This window comes from Mesorhizobium sp. M1307 (genome assembly GCF_040318155.1).
Taxonomy (GTDB): domain Bacteria; phylum Pseudomonadota; class Alphaproteobacteria; order Rhizobiales; family Rhizobiaceae; genus Mesorhizobium.
The window spans coordinates 1-19,365 of record NZ_JAMYLR010000070.1 but is presented as its reverse complement, the minus strand read 5'-3'; the positions used below and the strand labels follow the sequence as shown (position 1 = coordinate 19,365).

The 19,365-nt window shown below is 63.4% G+C and carries 23 protein-coding genes; 11 read left to right on the top strand and 12 right to left on the bottom strand.

The window, feature by feature from the left end; translation table 11 throughout:
• Window positions 1-234: 234 nt before the first annotated feature.
• The 3 genes from NKH16_RS33415 to NKH16_RS33405 form a co-directional block, all read right to left on the bottom strand.
• The gene (locus tag NKH16_RS33415; protein ID WP_352903720.1) at window positions 235-1,212 is read right to left on the bottom strand and encodes a GlxA family transcriptional regulator; all 978 of its coding nucleotides are present in this window, start codon (window positions 1,210-1,212) and stop codon (window positions 235-237) included.
• Between the two features lie 324 nt (window positions 1,213-1,536).
• Complete coding sequence (locus NKH16_RS33410; RefSeq protein ID WP_352903718.1) at window positions 1,537-2,718, bottom strand: cystathionine gamma-synthase; 1,182 nt, start codon at window positions 2,716-2,718, stop codon at window positions 1,537-1,539.
• Window positions 2,715-4,139: a pyridoxal-phosphate dependent enzyme gene (locus tag NKH16_RS33405; RefSeq protein ID WP_352745497.1), complete on the bottom strand. Its 1,425-nt coding sequence runs from the start codon at window positions 4,137-4,139 to the stop codon at window positions 2,715-2,717. The genes NKH16_RS33410 and NKH16_RS33405 overlap by 4 nt, the downstream gene beginning before the upstream one ends.
• Window positions 4,140-4,414: 275 nt before the next feature.
• Here NKH16_RS33405 and NKH16_RS33400 point away from each other — a divergent pair, with 275 nt between their 5' ends.
• Window positions 4,415-4,744, top strand: coding sequence for a hypothetical protein (locus NKH16_RS33400; RefSeq protein WP_023718782.1), 330 nt, complete (start codon window positions 4,415-4,417; stop codon window positions 4,742-4,744).
• Window positions 4,741-5,388 (top strand): cysteine hydrolase family protein, encoded by a 648-nt coding sequence (locus NKH16_RS33395; protein ID WP_352903716.1) that lies wholly within the window; start codon window positions 4,741-4,743, stop codon window positions 5,386-5,388. The genes NKH16_RS33400 and NKH16_RS33395 overlap by 4 nt, the downstream gene beginning before the upstream one ends.
• A gap of 117 nt (window positions 5,389-5,505) precedes the next feature.
• Here NKH16_RS33395 and NKH16_RS33390 read toward each other — a convergent pair whose 3' ends face one another.
• The 4 genes from NKH16_RS33390 to NKH16_RS33375 form a co-directional block, all read right to left on the bottom strand.
• Window positions 5,506-5,859: a winged helix-turn-helix transcriptional regulator gene (locus tag NKH16_RS33390; protein WP_352903714.1), complete on the bottom strand. Its 354-nt coding sequence runs from the start codon at window positions 5,857-5,859 to the stop codon at window positions 5,506-5,508.
• A gap of 330 nt (window positions 5,860-6,189) precedes the next feature.
• Window positions 6,190-7,536 carry an FAD/NAD(P)-binding protein gene (locus tag NKH16_RS33385; RefSeq protein WP_352903712.1) on the bottom strand — a complete coding sequence of 449 codons (1,347 nt, stop codon included), beginning with the start codon at window positions 7,534-7,536 and terminating at the stop codon, window positions 6,190-6,192.
• Window positions 7,537-7,585: 49 nt separating this feature from the next.
• Window positions 7,586-8,038 (bottom strand): RrF2 family transcriptional regulator, encoded by a 453-nt coding sequence (locus tag NKH16_RS33380; protein WP_023675902.1) that lies wholly within the window; start codon window positions 8,036-8,038, stop codon window positions 7,586-7,588.
• A gap of 147 nt (window positions 8,039-8,185) precedes the next feature.
• Complete coding sequence (locus NKH16_RS33375) at window positions 8,186-8,518, bottom strand: hypothetical protein (protein ID WP_352453655.1); 333 nt, start codon at window positions 8,516-8,518, stop codon at window positions 8,186-8,188.
• A gap of 197 nt (window positions 8,519-8,715) precedes the next feature.
• Here NKH16_RS33375 and tauA point away from each other — a divergent pair, with 197 nt between their 5' ends.
• From tauA to NKH16_RS33355, 4 genes are all read left to right on the top strand, one after another.
• Window positions 8,716-9,729, top strand: coding sequence for a taurine ABC transporter substrate-binding protein (gene tauA, locus NKH16_RS33370; RefSeq protein ID WP_352747305.1), 1,014 nt, complete (start codon window positions 8,716-8,718; stop codon window positions 9,727-9,729).
• Window positions 9,730-9,837: 108 nt separating this feature from the next.
• The gene (locus NKH16_RS33365; RefSeq protein ID WP_352453653.1) at window positions 9,838-10,611 is read left to right on the top strand and encodes a taurine ABC transporter ATP-binding protein; all 774 of its coding nucleotides are present in this window, start codon (window positions 9,838-9,840) and stop codon (window positions 10,609-10,611) included.
• Window positions 10,608-11,474, top strand: coding sequence for an ABC transporter permease subunit (locus tag NKH16_RS33360; RefSeq protein WP_352453652.1), 867 nt, complete (start codon window positions 10,608-10,610; stop codon window positions 11,472-11,474). Before NKH16_RS33365 ends, NKH16_RS33360 begins: the two co-directional genes overlap by 4 nt.
• A gap of 19 nt (window positions 11,475-11,493) precedes the next feature.
• The gene (locus tag NKH16_RS33355; RefSeq protein ID WP_352453651.1) at window positions 11,494-11,682 is read left to right on the top strand and encodes a hypothetical protein; all 189 of its coding nucleotides are present in this window, start codon (window positions 11,494-11,496) and stop codon (window positions 11,680-11,682) included.
• A gap of 59 nt (window positions 11,683-11,741) precedes the next feature.
• Here the strand turns inward: NKH16_RS33355 and NKH16_RS33350 are convergent, their stop codons facing one another.
• Window positions 11,742-11,927, bottom strand: a complete 186-nt coding sequence (locus NKH16_RS33350) for a hypothetical protein (protein ID WP_352903710.1) — start codon at window positions 11,925-11,927, stop codon at window positions 11,742-11,744.
• Window positions 11,928-12,234: 307 nt separating this feature from the next.
• Here NKH16_RS33350 and NKH16_RS33345 point away from each other — a divergent pair, with 307 nt between their 5' ends.
• The 3 genes from NKH16_RS33345 (at window position 12,235) to NKH16_RS33335 (ending at window position 14,956) form a co-directional block, all read left to right on the top strand.
• On the top strand, window positions 12,235-12,594 hold the full coding sequence (locus NKH16_RS33345; RefSeq protein ID WP_352453649.1) for a septal ring lytic transglycosylase RlpA family protein: 360 nt from the start codon (window positions 12,235-12,237) through the stop codon (window positions 12,592-12,594).
• A 255-nt stretch (window positions 12,595-12,849) separates the two neighbouring features.
• Entirely contained in the window at window positions 12,850-14,127 is a 1,278-nt protein-coding gene (locus NKH16_RS33340) for a polyhydroxyalkanoate depolymerase (RefSeq protein WP_352903708.1), read from the top strand.
• A gap of 211 nt (window positions 14,128-14,338) precedes the next feature.
• The gene (locus NKH16_RS33335) at window positions 14,339-14,956 is read left to right on the top strand and encodes a transglutaminase-like cysteine peptidase (protein ID WP_352903706.1); all 618 of its coding nucleotides are present in this window, start codon (window positions 14,339-14,341) and stop codon (window positions 14,954-14,956) included.
• Window positions 14,957-14,965: 9 nt separating this feature from the next.
• Here NKH16_RS33335 and NKH16_RS33330 read toward each other — a convergent pair whose 3' ends face one another.
• From NKH16_RS33330 to NKH16_RS33315, 4 genes are read right to left on the bottom strand one after another with little or no spacing between them, the layout of a single operon-like run.
• The gene (locus NKH16_RS33330) at window positions 14,966-15,334 is read right to left on the bottom strand and encodes a helix-turn-helix domain-containing protein (protein ID WP_352570112.1); all 369 of its coding nucleotides are present in this window, start codon (window positions 15,332-15,334) and stop codon (window positions 14,966-14,968) included.
• A gap of 53 nt (window positions 15,335-15,387) precedes the next feature.
• Entirely contained in the window at window positions 15,388-15,924 is a 537-nt protein-coding gene (locus NKH16_RS33325) for a Smr/MutS family protein (protein WP_352903704.1), read from the bottom strand.
• Window positions 15,921-17,027: a murein transglycosylase A gene (mltA, locus tag NKH16_RS33320; RefSeq protein WP_352903703.1), complete on the bottom strand. Its 1,107-nt coding sequence runs from the start codon at window positions 17,025-17,027 to the stop codon at window positions 15,921-15,923. The genes NKH16_RS33325 and mltA overlap by 4 nt, the downstream gene beginning before the upstream one ends.
• Before the next feature lie 23 nt (window positions 17,028-17,050).
• Complete coding sequence (locus NKH16_RS33315) at window positions 17,051-17,758, bottom strand: Tim44/TimA family putative adaptor protein (RefSeq protein ID WP_352903701.1); 708 nt, start codon at window positions 17,756-17,758, stop codon at window positions 17,051-17,053.
• 199 nt (window positions 17,759-17,957) lie between these two features.
• On the opposite strand from NKH16_RS33315, the gene NKH16_RS33310 reads away from it, so the two are divergent.
• Window positions 17,958-18,449 carry an FxsA family protein gene (locus tag NKH16_RS33310; protein WP_352903699.1) on the top strand — a complete coding sequence of 164 codons (492 nt, stop codon included), beginning with the start codon at window positions 17,958-17,960 and terminating at the stop codon, window positions 18,447-18,449.
• 113 nt (window positions 18,450-18,562) lie between these two features.
• Window positions 18,563-19,066, top strand: coding sequence for a protein-export chaperone SecB (gene secB / locus NKH16_RS33305; RefSeq protein ID WP_352453643.1), 504 nt, complete (start codon window positions 18,563-18,565; stop codon window positions 19,064-19,066).
• Window positions 19,067-19,365: the final 299 nt, after the last annotated feature.

The following is a 19,365-nucleotide window of genomic DNA, read 5'->3' as shown; positions in this document are numbered from 1 at the left end:
CCCATCAGCCATCGCATCAAGAAATGCGCCTGGAACGACGACTATCTCATCAATGCCATCACTCATATGCGATAGCCCTGCCCCTCAAGGGGGGAGATCGGCTCGTCATCGCCGCTTTCGTGAATTTCCACCGTCGCAGGAGGAGCGGAGCATCGAAGCTGTCAATCTCCCCCCTTGAGGGGGAGATGCCCGGTAGGGCAGAGGGGGGCGCTGTCCCGCCAACATCCGAAATACCTAATGCCTCCGCATCACCTTCGGCGCATGGCCATGCTCCTCCCGGAACGCCCGCGCAAAGCTCGACATCGAGGCGAAACCGCAGGCCAGCGCGACATCGCGCACCATCAGCGTCGAATGCGCCAAGAGGTCGGCGGCACGCTTCAGCCGCAGGCGGCGGTAATAGCCGTTGGGCGAGATACTGAGTTCGGAGCGGAAATTGCGTTCGAGCTTATCGGAGGAGACACCAAGTCGCCCCGCCAGTTCCGCCATGCCGAGCCGCTCCTCCACCGCATCCTCCATGATGGCGATGGCCGACAGCACCAGTTCGTTCTGCACGCCGGTCCGCAGCCTGAGCGGCATCAGCTTGCGGTCGACGCTGGAGCGCAGCGGACTGTGCACGAACCATTCGGCGACGCCGGCCGCGAGCTCGGCGCCATAGTCGTTGGTGATGATCTCCAGCATCATGTCGAGGCTGCCGACGCCACCGGCCGAGGTGAAGCGCTTGCGGTCGATGACGTAGAGATCGCGTCTCAGCTCGATGTCCGGAAACGCCTCGGTGAAGGCGGCTTGGCTGGTCCAGTGCAAGGTGCAGGCATGGCCGTCGAGTAGGCCGGCCCGCGCCAGAAAGAAGGCGGCATCCGCCACAGCACCGATATGGGCGCCACCGCGCAGACTCTTGCGGATCCAGCTCACGGCATCGTACGCGACGAGATGATCGGCATCGCCGCCTGAGCAGACGACGATGCGATCGACCTTCGGCGCGTCATGGGCGGAAAAGCCGGGCTGGATGATGACGCCGTTCGAGGCCCCCACCGGGCCTTCGGCGGCGCCGACGATGATCCAGCGGTACCAATCCCGCTTGGCCAGCACGTTCGCCGCGCGCAGCGGCTCGATCACTGAACTGAACGCCATCATCGGAAAGCCTGGGAAGACCAGGATGGCGAAGGTGAGCGGGGTATCGCTTGCCGTCGGTTGGTTGCGTTGTCGGTTGTTCATAGCTTCCGGAGCTAGGCAGCAAGGTGGATCAGGAAGCTACAATTCTGCCAGATGGCGCCAAGGTCAACGGAATAGAATGTAAGACGCATGGATATGGATGCAGAATAAGCGCCGCTCGTTGGCGATCCTTCACGCCCCCTCTGTCCTGCCGGACATCTCCCCCACAAGCGGGAAGATCGGCAGCTTCGCCTTCCCGTCCGTGTTTCAGCGTTGGAGGTTGGCGAAAGCGCAAGATGACGGCCAATCACCCCCCTCGTGGCCGAGATGCCGGGTAGGGCAGAGGGCACTGTCCTGCCGACGTCTCGCAGGTTCTTGTTGCCGGGCTCAGCTCGCCAGCGCCTGATCCAGATCCGCGATCAGATCGTCGCCGTCCTCGATCCCGGCCGACAACCGCACCAGCGAATCCGAAATCCCGATCTCGGCGCGTTTTTTCGCCGGGATCGAGCCGTGCGTCATCAGCGCCGGGTGCTCGATCAGGCTTTCGACGCCGCCGAGGCTTTCGGCCAGCGTGAACAGTTGCGTATGTTCGAGGAAGCGTTTGGTGCCGGCGAGGTCGCGGTCGAGCTCGACCGTGATCATGCCGCCGAAGGCGTGCATCTGCCGCCTGGCGATGGCGTGCTGCGGGTGGCTGGGCAGGCCGGGATAGATGACACGGCGGATGTCGGGACGGCTTTCCAGCCAGTGCGCGATCTTCTGGCCATTCGACGAATGGCGCTCCATCCTGAGCGCCAGCGTCTTCAGTCCGCGCAGCGCCAGGAAACTGTCGAACGGCCCTGAAATGGCGCCGATGGCGTTCTGCAGGAATTTCAGCCGGTCGGCGAGATCCTTGTTGTCGCCGACTACGGCGACGCCGCCGACCATGTCGGAATGGCCGTTGAGGTATTTCGTCGTCGAATGGACCACGATGTCGATGCCGAGCTCCAGCGGCCGCTGCAGATAGGGGCTGCAGAAAGTGTTGTCGGCGACTGAGAGCACGCCTTTGCGCCTGGCAAGTGCTGCGACGCCTTCGAGGTCGACGACACGCAGCAGCGGGTTGGTCGGCGTCTCGACCCAGAGCATTTTGGTTTCCGGGCGGATCGCCGCCTCGACCGCGGCAAGGTCGGTGAAGTCGACGAAGTCGACCTGCAAATCGGCCGAGCGCTTGCGCACCCGTTCCAGCAGCCGGAACGTGCCGCCATAGATGTCGTCGGTCGCGACGATATGCGCGCCTGAATCGAGCAATTCGAAAATGGTTGCGATCGCCGCCAGCCCCGAAGCGAAGGCGAAGGCGGCTGTGCCGCTTTCGAGGTCGGCCACCGCGCGCTCGAAGGCGAAGCGGGTCGGGTTCTGGCTGCGGGCATATTCAAAGCCCTTGTGCACGCCCGGGCTCTGCTGACCGTAGGTCGAAGTGGCATAGATCGGTACCATCACCGCGCCCGTCGTCGGGTCGTGGCTCTGGCCGCCATGGATGGTGCGCGTCGAAAAGGCGAGGCGGTTTTTGCCCGATACGGTGGCTTTGACGGTCATCGGGCGCGCCTCAGATGGTTGATCAGGTCGATGCGTGTTATCAGGCCGATGAATTCGTCGCCGTCGAAGACGATGGCGACCTCGTTGCGATCGAAGACCGGCAGCAACGCGTCCAGCGTCTGGCTGGCTTGCAGCGTGTGCAGGGTAGAGGTCATAGCCGTACTGACCGGGGCCTTGAAGCGGTCCCAGCGGCTGTCATAGGGGCCTTCGACCTTGGCGAGGATATCGCTTTCGTCGATGATGCCGACGAGCTTGCCCTCGTCCAGCACCGGCAGCTGCGAGACATCCGATCGGCGCATGCGGCCATAGGCGTTGAGCAGGCTTTCGTCCGGGCCGACGGACACGACATCGCCGGTGCGGAGCGTGCGCATGACCAGGTCGCGCAGATCGCCATGCTGCTCCTGCTCGGCCAGGCCCTGCTCGACCAGCCAGAAATCGTCGAAGACTTTCGACAGGTACTTGTTGCCGCTGTCGCAGACGAAGGTAACGACGCGCTTCGGCACGGTCTGCTCGCGGCAATAGCGAAGCGCTGCCGAAAGCAGCGTGCCGGACGACGAGCCGGCGAGAATGCCTTCCTTCGAAAGCAGGTCGCGCACCGCAAGCATGCTCTGCTTGTCGGGGATGGAATAGGCCTTCCTGACCAGCGACAGATCGGCATTGGGCGGCACGAAATCCTCGCCGATACCTTCGACGGTCCAGCTCCCGGCCTCTATCATCTTGCCGGTCTTGATCAACGGCGCCAGCACCGAGCCGACCGGATCGGCCAAAATCATCTCGGTCTTCGGCGAGACCTTTGCGAAATAGCGGCCAAGCCCGGTCAGCGTGCCGCCGGAGCCGACACCGACGACAACTGCATCGACGTCGCCTTCGAGCTGTTGGAAGATTTCCGGTCCGGTCGTGGTTTCATGAGCCAGCGGATTGGCCGGATTGGCAAACTGGTTGGCATAGAAGGCGCCGGGCAACTCGGCCGCGATCTTTTCGGCCATGTCCTGATAATATTCGGCATGGCCCTTGCCGACATCGGAACGCGTCATCCGCACCTCCGCGCCGAGCGCCCGCAGATGCTGGATCTTTTCGCGCGACATCTTGTCGGGGACGACGAGGATGATGCGGTAGCCCTTGGGGATGCCGACCTGGGCGAGACCAAGACCGGTATTGCCGGCGGTCGCCTCCACGATCGTCCCGCCGCGTTTCAGTTTGCCCTGTTTTTCGGCGGCGGCAATCATCGACAGCGCGATGCGGTCCTTGATCGAGCCGCCGGGATTCTGGCTTTCGAGCTTGATGAACAGCCGGCACTTGCCGATGTCGAATTTGGTCAGCTCGACGACCGGCGTCTGCCCGATCAGGTCGAGAACCGAGGCATAGGGCGGGCGCAGGCGGGACGATGCATCATCCGGTGCCACGATCTTGTGCTTGCTCATGTCAGATGCTCCGCTGCCAGAATGAGCAACCGCCCTGGAAGACGGCAACCTACCGTCTTTTCCAACCGTTTGCAGTTGGAAAGAAGATAGATCGTGCCAATCCGGCCGCCAGCAGGGGAATGGAATTTCGCGAACGCTTCGCCGGGCGGGGCCTCTAGGTAGGGCAAAGGATTTGCAGAACCTGCCTGGGACTAAACGCACCATCTCGTTCGTTGCGGCCGCCGATTCCGCCATGCTAGCCGACGTTGGGCGAACAGCAATGCAGGGAACGGCCGATGAAGATTCTTGCCTATGACAATTTCAAGCCCGGCGTCACGCTCGACGATTTGCGGCCTTATCTGCGCGACGAAGTGTCGAATGTCTGGCGGCTCTGGAAGGCGGGGATCGTGCGCGAGAATTATGCGCGCGGCGATATTGGCGGCGTCATCATCGTCTTCGAGCTCGACAGCGTCGCGGAAGCGAGGCGATACACCGAGGACTTCCCGCTGTCCAAGGCCGGGCTGCTGGAATGGCACTTCATCGCCTTCGACGCGCCATTGCCGCTGGAATTCCTGTTCGACCCGACCGTCGATATCGCCAAGCCATGGGACCGGACTGCGGCATGATCCGGGCGAGCGACGGGATCGAAATCCCGGCCGGCCTGGCTGAGTGGTGCGATCCGCGCCGCACGGCGCTGGTGGTCTACGACATGCAGGTCGGCATCTGTCGCCAGGTGGCCGGCGCCGCGACCATCGTCGAGCGCACCGGCACGGTGCTGGAAGCGGCGCGCGGGGCCGGAATGCGGGTGGCGTTCACGCGCCATCTGTCGCTGCCGCGCAAATGGATGGGCGCGACGCAGCTGCGCACCGCCATGGCCTGGCAGCGGCGCGACAGCCCCGACACGGTCGAGCCGTGGTTCCCGCGCGACGCCGAAGCGACGCGGATCGTGCCCGAGCTGGAGCCCCGCGCGGACGAGGCGGTATTCGACAAGCTCACGATGTCGGCCTTCGATTCCACCGCGCTCGGCTTTGCCTTGCGCGATTGCGGCGTGCGCACGATAGCGCTCGCAGGCATCGCCATGGAGATCGGCATCGAGCCGACCGTTCGCCAGGCGACCGACAATGGCTTTGTCGCCGTGGTAATCGAGGATGCCTGTGGCTTCGGCAACCGCGAAGCGCGCGACCGCTCGATGGCGACGCTACGCTTCCTCGGCGAAGCCGTCGTCACCGACGTCGCAAGCTTCTGCAGCGCGCTTGCCGGTGCGGGTTGAGGGCAGTCGGCTTGCTGGAGCGAATTCACCGTTTCACGCAAACGCCGAACCGCTCCATCGCTTTGTCTTCACGCAATTGCGGACGGAAAACCGCTCCGCGCTTTTCCCGGAATTGATCTAGGTGGTGGCTGCGCTGTCGGTGCGAAAGCGCACACCCTCGGCGCGGCCATGCACGCTGCCCCAGTCGTAGAGCGCCTGGAGCGTGGCGGCGAGATCTTCACCGCGCCCGGTCAAGGCATAGCGTCCCTTGCCGTCGGGCGACGTCTCGAGCGTGACGAAGCCAATCTCGACAAGCTCGGTCAGGCGCTGCGTCAGCATCTTGTCCGAGAGTGAGGGGATCAGCCGGCGCAGGTCGGAATAGCGCATCGGCTGTTCCTTGATGCGCGCCAGGATCACCGTCTTCCATTTGCCGCCGAGCGCGTCGAGCGCGAACTCGACCGGACAGCCGTACAGTCTTCCGCGTTGGGTCATGCGCCAATGCTAGGCAAGGCACGGTGACAACGGAAGCAGAATTTGCCCGGTCATCTGGCCAGGGTCGCGGCTCACGGCCTCGCCGACTACAAAATCCATGGAGGAGAACGAAGACGAGCGTGCGCGACACCAATCCTCAATGCGAGACGGCCGAAACGTGTGGCGTCATCGCCTGGCTGTCTCGACCACCACGGGCTGGCTGGTCGGCTTCTGGTGGAGCGAGCTCCCGCACCCCTGGTTCGCCTTCACCGAACGCGGCTATGCGGTCGAGATCTTTTCACCCGACGGCAGCGGTCTTGCATCCGAGATCGCGTCAAGACAGAGGCGCCCTCATCCGAGCAAGCGCTTGCTCAGCCGCGCGCACTGCACGCGAATATCGGGAATGGCGTCGATTTCGAAGAAGGTGCCGCGCGTCAGTGGCCCGACGGCGAGGATCTTGGCGGATACCGTGCCGTCGCCGGCGATGACCTCGCAGTTCGCGGTCACGTCGAGGCCGAGGCGCAGCGGATCCGGCCGTGCCAGCCCACGCTCGACCAGCGACCGCACCACGCTGTTCGAGGTGGTCGAGATGTCCCTGGCGATGCCTGTGCAATCATAGATGCGAGCAAAGTCGAACCTTTCGAGGTGCTGCGTGTGGCGCGACTGGACCTGTACGCTGAAACCGTCGCCGGCGGCGATCTCGACGACGCGCCCGGCGACAAGGCGGATGCGGCCCGCTTGCACCGCCTCGGCAACGCGGGCGTAGACTTCCGGCGCCATGCGATGGCGGTGGATGTCCCACCAGGCCTTGGTGTGCTCGACGAAGCGGCGCTTGGCCGAGGACGGCCAGTTCTGCCAGATCTTCTGGTTGAAGGGTCTCAGACCGTCGACGACGTCGCGCCAGTCGATGCCGGCCTTCTGGTTTTCCCGGATCAGGTCGCGGAACCAGCCGACGAAATAGGAAAGCTGGGTGCCGAGCGGAATGTCGGCAACGTCGAGCTTGATCGGATTGCCCTTGCGATGCGGCGAAGGCAGCAGGCCGCGCCGAGACACCGCGACGATCGCGCCGCGGTGGCCGCGCTGCTCGAGCGACAGGAAGGCATCGACCATGCTCAAGCCCGTGCCCAGCACCAGGACTCGGGCTTCGGGGTCGAGCGCAGTGTCCGCCTCGGATCCCATCCTGATCGCATGCCCCTGCCCCGCCCCCGGCTCTTCGTCGTGGCCGGTGGCGAGCACGGCAAGATGCGCAACCACGCTGGTGCCGTTGGCCAGCGCCACTTCGACACCTGACGCGGTCGGCGAGATCGACAGGCTCTCCTCGCGGATCAGGCGCAGCCGGCCCGTCTGCTGCTCACGCGCCTCGAGCTCGTCGAGCAACTCCTTGAGATAGCGGGCGTAGACGCTGCGCGGCGCATAGACCGGCGCCTGTTCCGGCGTTGCCAGGCCGCGTTCAAGCAGCCAGCGCGAGAAATTGCCGGGATCGTCGGCATAGGCGCTCATGCCCGACGCGCTGACATTCAGCACGTGCGCCGACAGCAGGGTTGAATAGGCCATGCCTTGCCCAAAATGCGGGCGTTTTTCGATCAGGCTGACACGTAGATCGGGATTGGGCGACTTCAGCAGATGCGCGGCAAGCACGACGCCGCTGGCACCGCCGCCGACAATGATGATCGAACTTGGCGTAGCGCGCCCGGTCATACGCAAACCAGCTGTCCTGGCGATCGTCGCCAGCTCAGGAGAGATTGGTTCAGGCCTGGATTTTCAATGCCGCCGAAAAATCCTCGTCGCCGGCGATGTCGCGCATTTCGGCGAGGCTGCGCTGGTCCAGCACCTCGGCGATGGCCTGCCGGACCTCGAGCATCAGGTGTCGGACTTGGCATGTCGCCTCGTTGCAGTCTTCGCAGCGCTGATACTGGGTGCGGCTGGCGCAAGGAATGGGGGCAAGCGGTCCGTCGAGCACGCGCACGACGTGGCCGACCTTGATCTCGTCCGCCGGGCGTGCCAGCCGGTAGCCGCCCTCCTTGCCCTTGCGGCTCTGAACGAAACCGGCATTGCGCAATTCGCCAAGAATGGCATCGAGGAACTTCTTCGGAATATTGTTTCCTGTGGCGATGTCGTTGACGAAGGCGAGCTGTCCAACCGGCAGGCGCGCCAGATGGACGAGCGCCTTGAGGCCGTATTTACCTTTTTTCGTGAGCATAACCCGCACGTTTCTCTGTCATGCGATGACGCAAGGCCACCGGTTGCGAAACGCCTGGCGTGCCTCCCCGCCGCGTCCAAGCTGTCACTACAGATAAATTCTAGTGACATGATATACAAGCCGAGAAACGTTGATTTTGCTTCGTTTTCACGCCGCAATGGCCATTTTGGCCGGGGCTTGTGCTCTTGGAAGCACAGAAGCCGCCGCGAATGGCGCACCGGCAAACGGGCCGGCGGCAGGAATGTCCCGATCGGCGAGAATACCGACAGCAGCTTCTGCCCCTGAATTTGAAGGCCAAAGCATGCCGCGCGCGGCAACAAGGAGGGTGGCGTCGCTCATCGTCCTCTCCAATCCTTCAATGTCGATAAGGATACTAGACTTAACCGCGAACACAGGGAACTTGATTCCAATTTCCTGGCCATCCACAGCATGGATTTGCCGATGCAGGGGCGAAAACGGGAAAATCGTTGTTGCGCGCATGGACGACGTGGAAGAGGTTCCCGGGCAAGGACGATGGTTCTCACCCGGGCCGTCACCCAGAAGCGCGGGAACTGCCATAGCCAGATGACTTTTTCTAACAAGACCGCACCGATTGGAAGGATTTAACTCTACAAGAACGATAGAGTTAGATGACTATGAAACGCAATCCGGGTTTTTCTCGTTTCCAGGAGCCTTTCATGTCCACCATTTCGCGACGTATCGTTCTCTTGTCCTCGGCGGCTCTGGCGGGCGCCGCCTTCCTCGGCCCGGCCGATGCGCGGGACCTCAAGATCACTATCGGCTACCAGACGGTGGTCGAACCCTCGAAGGTGCCGCAGGCCGACGGCGCCTATGAGAGCGCGACCAAGGCGACAATCGACTGGCGGAAATTCGATTCCGGCGCCGACGTGATCGCGGCGATCGCTTCCGGTTCGGTCGACATCGGTTATGTCGGCTCGAGCCCGCTGGCGGCGGCGGCGAGCCGCGAGCTTCCAATCCAGACAATCTTCGTTGTCGGGCTGATCGGCGAATCCGAGGCCCTTGTCGCCCGCAACGGCGCCGGCATCGAGAAGGCCGCCGACCTTGCCGGCAAGAAGGTGGCGGTGCCCTTCGTTTCGACGACGCATTACAGCCTGCTTGCCGCGCTGAAGCATGAGGGTGTCGACCCGAAGTCGGTCGATATTCTCAATCTGCGGCCACCGGAGATCGCGGCGGCATGGGCGCGCGGCGACATCGACGCCGCCTATGTATGGGATCCGGCACTCGGCCAGATCAAGACGACGGGCAAGGTCGTGCTGGATTCCTCCCAGGTCGCCGCCTGGGGCGCGCCGACCTTCGACGCCTGGATCGTGCGCACCGACTTCGCCGAAAGGAACCCGGAAGCGGTGCGCGACTTCGTCAAAGTAACGGGCGCAGCCTATGCCGAGTTCCTGGCCAAGCCGGACGCCTGGTCGGTGACGTCGCCGCAAGCGGCGAAGATCGCCACGATCACCGGCGCCAAGCTGGAGGACGTGCCGCAACTATTGAGGGGCTATGTCTTCCCGACGCTCGAGGAGCAAGCCTCGGACAAGTTCCTCGGTGGCGGCACGGTCAAGGCGGTCGAGGCGACATCGGCCTTCCTCAAGGAGCAGGGCAAGATCGACGCCGTGCTGCCGGATTATTCGGAATACGTGTCGTCGAAATATGTCAGCGAAGCGCTTGCCTCGAACTGACGCCAACGCGCGCGGTTCTCCTTCCCTGACGCCGCGTGCTCCCTGCCCCGAACCGCTTGCGAAGAGCGGCTTCGGGGCAGACAGATTCGGAATATCGGCGAGGTTCCCATGACGCATCTCGTGCTCGACAAGGTCTCGGTCCACTATGACGGTCAGCCGGCGCCGGCGGTCGAAAATGTGTCGATTGAGATCGCCAAGGATGACTTCGTCGTCCTGGTCGGCCGCTCCGGCTGCGGCAAGACGTCGTTGCTCAATGTCGCTGCGGGCCTGGTCCAGCCTGTGCGCGGACGCGCCACGATTGGCGGCAGGCCGATCACGGCGCCAAGCTCTGAGCGCGCCGTCGTGTTCCAGAACGACGCGCTGTTTCCGTGGCTGACCGCGCGGGAAAATGTCGCCTTTGCGCTCAGGCTGCGCGGTGTCAGGGCGGCTGAACGGGCGCGGCGCGCCGACAAGCTTCTGGCGCTGGTGAAGCTCGACGGCGCCGGCGACAAGCGCATCTGGGAGCTTTCCGGCGGCATGCGCCAGCGGGTCGGCCTGGCCCGGGCGCTGGCGGCCGAGCCGCAATTCCTGCTGCTCGACGAGCCGCTGGGCGCGCTCGATGCGCTGACACGCGAACGCATGCAGACAACGCTGCTCGATCTGTGGACGGCAAGCCAGGTCGGCGTGCTGATGGTCACGCACGGCATCGAGGAAGCCCTGGTGCTGGCAACCCGTATCATTGTGCTCGCTCCCGGCCCTGGCCGGGTGGTGTGGAGCTTCGAGACCGGCTTCAGCCGGCGCTATGCAGCCGGCGAGGCCATTCGCAGCATCAAGGCCGATCCCGCCTTCGCCGCGGCGCGCGGCGAGCTGACCGACGCGATCTTCGAAGGGGAGGCAGCATGACCATTACCTCCTATACCGAGCGGCCGCAGCGCTCCAAGGTCGACGACGGAGGCGACGCGCTGTCGGTGCCATGGTCGCGGCCGCGGCCGAGACGCAGCCGCGTTTCGGCCCGCGTGGTTAGCGCGATCACCATTCTGATGATGCTGGCGGCGTGGACGGTATCGGCCCGCCTGCAATTGGTGTCGCCGGTTTTCCTGCCGTCGCCCGTGGCAGTCTGGAACAAATTTGCCGTCGTCGCCCGTGACGGCTTTGTCGACGCGACGCTGCTCCAGCATATCGCCGCCAGCGTGTGGCGGGTGTTTGCGGCGTTGATCATCGCCCTTGTCATCGGCGTTCCCATCGGCCTGGCTATCGGCATCAGCACGATCGGGCGCGGCATCTTCGATCCGCTGCTCGAATTCCTGCGGCCGATCCCGCCGCTCGCCTATCTGCCGCTGATCATTATCTGGTTCGGCATTGGCGAGCCGTCCAAGATCCTGGTGATTGCCCTTGCCATGCTGGCGCCGGTTGCGCTGTCGACGGCATCGGGTGTTCGCGGCGTCTCGCAGGAGCGCATCAATGCAGCGCGCTCGCTTGGCGCCACGCAGCGCCAGGTGATCAGGCACGTCATCCTGCCCAGCGCGCTGCCCTCGATCCTGACCGGTCTGCGCATCGCGCTCGGCGCCGGCTGGTCGACGCTGGTTGCCGCCGAACTGGTGGCAGCGACGCGCGGGCTCGGATTCATGATCCAGTCCGCTGCCCAGTTCCTCGTCACCGACGTGGTGGTGATGGGCATACTGGTGATCGCGGCCATTGCCTTCGTGCTCGAATTCATCATCCGCAGGATCGAGCGGGTGCTCGTCCCGTGGGCGGGGCGGGAGTAACCGGACCGGAGACGTGACGATGCCCCATTCCACCGCTGTACTGTTTGCGCATTTCGGCCATTGGCTCCGCCTGATCAAGGCCGGAGACAAACAGCCGCCTGACGGCGAACGCAAAACGCCGACGCCGGTCCAGCTGGATGCCGAGCGCAACCGCCTGCCACCGCGCGACGAAAGTTTCTACTGGGGCTGGCAATACTGGTCGCGGTGACCGGGCTGCCACGGTCCGCTGTGTGCTGCTCTGAAGGGAGCTTGAGCATGGACGCCTGCTCAACCACGCGAGCGGTTCGCCCAGGCCAGGCCGCCCAGGCCGACCAGCACCGTCACGATGCCGGCATAGAGCCATTGCGACTGGCCGGTCATGAAGCTGCCCTGGACCCAACCGATACCTTGCAATGACCACAGCACGCCGATGGCGAGCACAATCGAGGCCAGCAGATTTTTGATCAATCTCATCGTTGCAAACTCCTTTTCAAAGTCGATCGCCAGCCGTGCCCTCGTACCGGTGGAAGAGCGAAAAGAAGCGGCCCGATCACGTCATCTTCTACTTAGATGCTAACCTCTGATCTTGCGCAACACATGCGGCGATCGGAGCAAAGATCATAAAGGAAGCTGTGCCGCTCTGCGGGAAATCTCTGACAAATTGTTTCGCACCGACTCCAAACGTGTAACATTGTCATGGAACCGACAGATCATTGCCGCATTTGCTGCCTCATTCGCCCCTAACCGCTGCGGGTCTGTCAACGGAGCCAGTCCCCAACACATGAACAAAAGCAACCGGACCGCGCTTGTCGCGGCCACTATCGCGGCTGGCCTGATGGTCGGCGCATCCAGTGCCAGCGCCGCCGCTCAGTGCGGCCGTGCCTCCTGGTACTCACTGCATTCCAGAACCGCTTCCGGCGAACGCATGAACCCGTCGGCGCTGACCGCAGCGCATCGCAGCCTGCCGTTCGGCACCAAGCTGAAGGTGACCAACCGCAACAATGGCCGCAGCGTCGTCGTGCGTATAAACGACCGCGGCCCGTTTATCAGGGGCCGGATGCTCGATCTGTCGAAGGGCGCCGCCAGCCAGCTTGGCTTCATCAGCTCGGGTCACACCGCTGTCTGCATGGCACGGGTCTAACGGCCGCCACGGCCGGACACCGCCTCCGACGCTCGTCCCCAATAGCCGTGCTGCTTGCCAGGCCTTCGCAGGTGCACATTGAGCCGGCTGTTGCCGTTCCAGGCGGATTCTCAACGCCTTGGACGAAAGAACGAGCATAAATCACGCAAGTTGACGTATTGCATCGCAGCAGATTGTTGCTAACTTCCCCGCAAGGCATTCAAGGCTCGGCGCTGCTCGTCGGCCCTTCGATCGCAGTCGGCAGCGGGGTTCTCGATGTTCTACCAGCTCTACGAACTGAACCACGCCGCTTTGCAGCCGGCCCGCCTCTATGCCGATGCGGTGCGCCTGTTCTACTCCAATCCGCTCAATCCGGTCTCACACACGTCCTGGGGCCGCTCGGTTGCGGCAACAGCCGAATTGTTCGAACGCACGACGCGCCGCTACGGCAAGCCGCAATTCGGCCTGACCAAGACCGTGGTCGACTGGAAAAACATCGAGGTCAGCGAACATACAGTCTGGTCGCGGCCGTTCTGCAACCTGGTTCGTTTCGAGCGGGCGGTTCCTGCTGGGCGCCGGCCGGATCCGAAGCTGTTGATCGTCGCGCCGATGTCGGGCCACTACGCGACGCTGCTGCGCGGCACGGTGGAGGCGATGCTGCCCTACGCCGACGTGCATATCACCGACTGGGTCGACGCCCGCATGGTGCCGCTGGCCGACGGCAGCTTCGATCTTGACGACTATATCGACTACATCGTCGACATGCTGCATGCGCTGGGCCCCGACACCCATGTGATGGCGGTGTGCCAGCCTTCGGTGCCGGTGCTGGCGGCGGCGGCACTGATGGAAGCCAAGGGTGATCCGTTCGTGCCCTCGACGATGACGCTGATGGGCGGGCCGATCGACACGCGCCGCAATCCGACGGCTGTCAATCTGCTGGCGCAGGAAAAGGGCATCGACTGGTTCCGCGACAACGTCATCATGCGCGCGCCCTGGCCGGTGCCGGGCTTCGGCCGCGAGGTCTATCCTGGCTTCCTGCAGCTTTCGGGGTTCATGAGCATGAACCTCGACCGCCACATCATCGCCCACAAGGACTTCTTCATGCATCTGGTGAAGCATGACGGCGACAATGCCGAGAAGCACCGCGAGTTCTACGACGAATATCTGGCGGTGATGGATCTGACGGCGGAATTCTACCTGCAGACCGTCGACACCGTGTTTGTCCGCCAGGCCTTGCCCAAGGGCAAAATGACGCATCGCGGCGTGGCGGTCGACCCTTCGGCGATCCGCAATGTCGCCCTGTTCACGGTCGAGGGCGAGAACGACGACATCTCCGGCCTTGGCCAGACCAAGGCGGCGCACGACCTGTGCATCAACATCCCGGCCGACAGGCACGCCCATTACATGCAGCCGGCGGTCGGCCACTATGGTGTGTTCAACGGCTCGCGCTTCCGCTCCGAAATCGTGCCGCGCATCGTCGATTTCATTACCAGCTACGGCCGTCAGAACCGTGTTGCGGTGAAACCCAAGCTGGTCAGGACCGGCAAGAAATAGGCGACCAGTGATGATGCCCGTCAATCCGCATCAGGTCGGTCAATGCCAAAATCATCGGTCGGCGGGGCCGTGCGGCCGTCGACCTGTTGCACAATAGTCGCGTTGGCGCCACGCGAGTAACCATGCCGCAAAAATCAATCCATCCTCATAATTGACACGGACTGTAAATACCCCTTAACGTTTCGTTAACAACAAGGGACAAGCGGGGACAATGATTTCCTCACCAATGGCGAGAACGCTGCGCCTGTGCGCGCTGGCCGGACTTACTGTGGCGGCAGGTTGGGCCGGTTCGGCCTCGGCAGCCAGCCCGATGATAACAGGTGGCCCGACCTCGCAGCCGATCGGCCATTATGATTTCTGCAAGAGCTACGCGTCCGAATGCTCGATCCGCCCGAAGGATCTGTCGCCCGCCAGCCTGACCGGCTCGCTGTGGCGCAAGCTGCTTAGCGTCACGGCAAGGGTCAACGCCGCCGTCAAGCCGGAGAGCGACTTCGACATCTACGGCAAGGACGAGGTCTGGGCCTATCCCGACAAGGGTGTCGGCGACTGCGAGGACTATGTCCTGGAAAAGCGCCGTGAGCTGAACCGGCTTGGCGTCTCGTTTGCCGATCTGCTGATGACCGTCGTGCGCAAGCCGGATGGCGAAGGCCATGCCGTGCTGACGGTGCGCACCGACAAGGGCGACTACATCCTTGACAATCTGACCGACCAGGTCCGTTCCTGGGACCAGACTGGCTATCGTTTCCTCAAGCGGCAGGCGATCGACAATACCGGCCGCTGGGTCTCGATCCGCGGCGGCCAGCAGGTGCTGGTCGGCTCGGTCCAGTAACAAGGCAACTCATTTCGGCTGTGCCAGCGCGGCGCGGATCGACGCAATGATGCGGCGAAGCTCGGCTTCGTCGAGCTTTTCGATGTTGTCGGCCAGGAGATTGGCAAGCTCGGTCGCCGCAGGGCTAAGACCCGACGTGTCGAGCTTGACGCGCGGATGCGAGGTTTCGGCCAACCGTGCCAGTTCCTCGGCCTCGTCCCAGATGATGTTGAAATAGCCGATGATCTTCTGGATCAGCGTCCAGCTCGGCGCGCCGCGGCGGCCGTGTTCGAGCGCCGAGAGATAGGCCGCGCTGACGCCGATCGCCTTGGCCATGTCCTTCTGGCTGACGCCGCGCTCGTTTCTCAGCACGCGAAGCTTTTCGCCGAACGGGGTCACAAGCGCACCTTCATGGGTGCATCCTCATAGGTGCGTCCCTCATGGGCGTGTCCTCATGAGCGCGCCCGCCGCAAGCGGATATAGAGCGCACCCGAGCCGCCATGTTTGCGGGCGGCATGGTCGTGGCTGGAGACGAGGGGCCGGAAGGCGGGTGTCGACAGCCATGACGGCACGGCGCGCCGCAAGACGCCATCGCCGCCCGACGAGGAACCCTTGCCAGTGATCACAAGGACGTAGCGGATGCCGCCGGCATGCGCCCGGCACAGGAAGGAAAACAGCAGCGAATAGGCTTCGTCCTGGGTCAGGCCATGCAGGTCGACGCGGCCTTCGATCGGCAGCCGGCCCTTCGACAGCTTGTCCAGCGTCGGTTCGTCGAGTGCGTGGGAGACATGCTGCGCCTTCGGCTTTGCGGCCGTGGCAGCATTGCCCGCGACCTGTGCCGGCGGCGGCGCCTGCCTGGTCTCGTCGATCTCCGGCCCGACGTCTGGAATTTCGACGGCGGTTCTGCCCTTCAGCGGTTTTGCCGTGCGCGCCACCAGGTTCCACAGCACCCGGTCGTCCTCGCTCAGCCTGTCGATGCGCCGGGTCATCGGCCTGCTCCTGAAACAAGCGACCGGGGGATCAGCGCATAAAAATCGGCGGCGTTGCGGATAACGCCGGCGATCTCGCCGGCCGCATCGCCCGACCCGGCAAACAGATCGCCGCGGGCCGGCCCGGTGATCGCCGAGCCGGTGTCCTGCGCGATCATCAGCCGCCGGAACGGTTTTCCGTCGAAGACGGTCAGCGACGGCGCATCGATATGGAAGGGCGTGCCGAACGTGTGCAGCAGCCGGTCGACGGCGATCGAGCGGCCGGGTGTCAGCGCCACCTTGGCGGCAGCGATCGGGCCGAGCTCTGGGTCGTCGACGCCCATCTCGCGGAAGAAGATGTAGGAGCGGTTGCGCCAAAGGATCTCGTCGACGCGTTCCGGATGTGCCTTGAACCAGGCACGGATCGACTGCATCGTCACTTTCTCCAGCGGGATCTCGCCTTCCTCGCTCAAGATCTTGCCCGGTCCGGTAAAGCGCTGGCCGGATTTGGCGGCATAGGTGATGCGGCGAAGCCTGCCGTCGGTCATCTTGAGCCGCGCCGCACCCTGCACGTGGATGAAGAAGGCGTCGACCTTATCGGCGAGCCAGGCGATTTCCAGCCTTTTTCCGGCAAGCGCGCCGCATTCGATCTCGCCGCGGTCGAAATATTCGACCGGGCCGTTCGGCGCCGCACGTGCGAAGGCGAGATAAGGATCCATGCCGGAAGGACGATTGCCGTCGTCGACGTCGACAAGATCGGCCGGGCGCGACAGCAACGGCACCGAAAACCGTTGCGTGCGTACCGGCGAGGCTTCGACCTCCGGCTCGTAAAAGCCGGTGACCAGGCCGGGACCACCATCTTCTGCATCGATACGGGCCGGCACGAAGTGGCGCTCGAAAAAGCTTCGGGCCTGCAACCGATTCGCCGGCGAAACGGTGCGCGCTTCGGCATAGGCGTCGGCAAAGCCATTGTAATCGACGCCGAGCGCGCGGGAGCGGTAGGGTTTCGTCAGGATATGAAAGGCCGAGCGGCGAAAGGCGTCAAAGGCAGGGAGATGGTCGTCCTCGCCCCAGCCCGGCAATTCGCCAAAGGATTTTTCGCTGAAGGCTCGAGAAAGCGACACGACAGCCTCCGCCGCCGTCCAGGTCAGTCTTCTTCTTCGGTGGCGACGAGCTTCCAGTTCGGATCGCGCGAGCGCGCGTCACGAGCGAAGGTCCAGACATCCTTGACCTCGGCGACGGTTTCGGGATCGCCGTCGATGACGGCGCCGGCCTTGTCGCGGGTCGCCGAAATCAGTTCGCTGACGATGCGCAGCGTGATGTGCGCCTCGCTGCCCTTCATCTCGGCCGAAACGATGTCGGCCTTGTCGATGCCGACGAAGGAGGACTGGATCTTTTCGGCTTTCGCCTCACGGTCGCCGATGGCCGCGACGAAGCCGTCATAGACCTCGCGCGACAAAAGGTTCTTCAGCGTTTTGCGGTCGCCATCGGCGTAGGCCATGACGCTCCTCTCGTAGGCCATCTTGGCGCCGTCGACGAAGGTCTTCGGATCGAAGGTCGGATCATTGTCCTTGATCGCCCGCAGGCCCCGGTTGAGATCGGTGTCCGGCTTGGCAAAGGCATCGATCGCCACATAGGTATCGGCCGCCGGCTCTCCCGCCAGGCGTTTGCGCGGCAGCGAGACCACGTTCTCGGGTTTCTGGGCGGCATCCTTGTCGTTTTTGCGCGCTGCCGTATATGGATCGAAGGGTGGGCGCTCGTTGCCCGTGCGTCGGCCAAGCACGTTGCGCAGCTGGAAGAAGATCACCACCGCCGCAATCAGAAAGAAAATCGTGCCGAAGTCGAAGAAGCCCATATCTTGCGCCAATCAATCCCTGCTTTGGCCGGACCAGCGGCCAAGCAAGGGCCGCGATCACATAGCGTTCAGTATCCAAAGCATATAGAACGCATGGCGCAATCATTCAAATCAAAGGCAGCCATACCTATCTAACAGCTCTGGTGCCAGCGGCGATTGCTCGCCGGCCGGCAAAACATCGAAAACGATCGGTCAAGATTTGCGTATCTCGCTGCTTTCCCTGTTCATTCTCGCGCTTCCGCTGCTGGAGATAGCCGGTTTCGTTATTGTCGGCCGCCAGGTCGGCGCGCTGGCGACAGTCGGCTTGGTGCTGGCCTCGAGTGTCGCCGGCGCCCTGCTGCTGCGGCACCAGGGTTTTGGCGTGATGGCCAGGGTCCGTGCCGAAATGGATGCCGGGCGTGATCCGAGCGGCCAGCTTGCGCATGGCGCCATGATCGTGCTGGCAGCGATCCTTTTGATCATCCCCGGCTTCATCTCGGATATTTTCGGCCTTCTGCTGTTCCTGCCGCCGGTGCGCGATCTTGCCTGGCGGATGCTGAAAGGCCGCATCGTGCTGGCAACCGATTTCAGCAGTGGTTTGCGGGGAAGGCAACGCGGCAAGACCATCGATCTCGACGACGGCGACTATTCGCGGGCCGACGACCATACGCGCGGACCGGGTTCTCCCTGGCGCCGCCTCAAGGACGAGTAGCTGCAAGGCAACCGGCGTCTTTTGCAAACTTGTCTTGTCGGGCCGGCCATGATAGCGAACGCCCGAATTTCAATCCGGTCAGCAACGCTGCCCAGGCAAAAGGACCACAGCTTATGGCCAGCAACGACGACGCGCCGACCGGCGCAGCCAACGGTAATGGAAATGCGGCGCAGCCTTCGCTCAACGTGCTTGCGCAATATGTGAAGGACCTGTCCTTCGAAAGCCCCGGCGCACCGAACTCGTTGCGCGGCCGCGACAAGGCTCCGGGCATCGCCATCAATGTCAACGTCAACGCCAATCCGCTTTCGGACAAGCAGTTCGACGTCAATTTGACGCTGAACGCAAAAGCGTCGTTCGACCAGGAAGTGCTGTTCAACGTTGAGCTGGTCTACGGCGGCGTCTTCTCCATCAGCGGCTTCCCGCAGGAGCACATGCTGCCGATCCTGTTCATCGAATGCCCGCGGCTGCTGTTCCCGTTCGCCCGGCAGATCATCGCCGAGGCAACACGCAATGGCGGCTTCCCGCCGCTGATGCTAGACCCGATCGATTTCGCGCAGATGTTCCAGCAGAAGTTGGCCGAGGACCAGGCTGCCGCCGCCAAGGTCAAGGTGAGCTGAGGCTGGTTGGCTCGCAGCATCTTTTTGGAAAAACCCGGCGCGAAGCCGGGTTTTTTATAATGATGTCCCGCCCGACAGGCTGAAGGCCAATCGGACGCAAGCGTCGATGGTTCTCTTCAGCGGCAAGTCGAATATCTTCGAGATTAGCCGAATATCACTGCGCCTTCGTCATCCCAGGGCGGAGCAGGAGCGAAGCGACGTCGCGGAGACCCTGGGATCCATATGTGGACGGCGCCCTGCCTGCAACGGTTGTTTTGCGTCGTTTTCGATCGCTTGCGTCCATATGTCCGGCCTTTGAG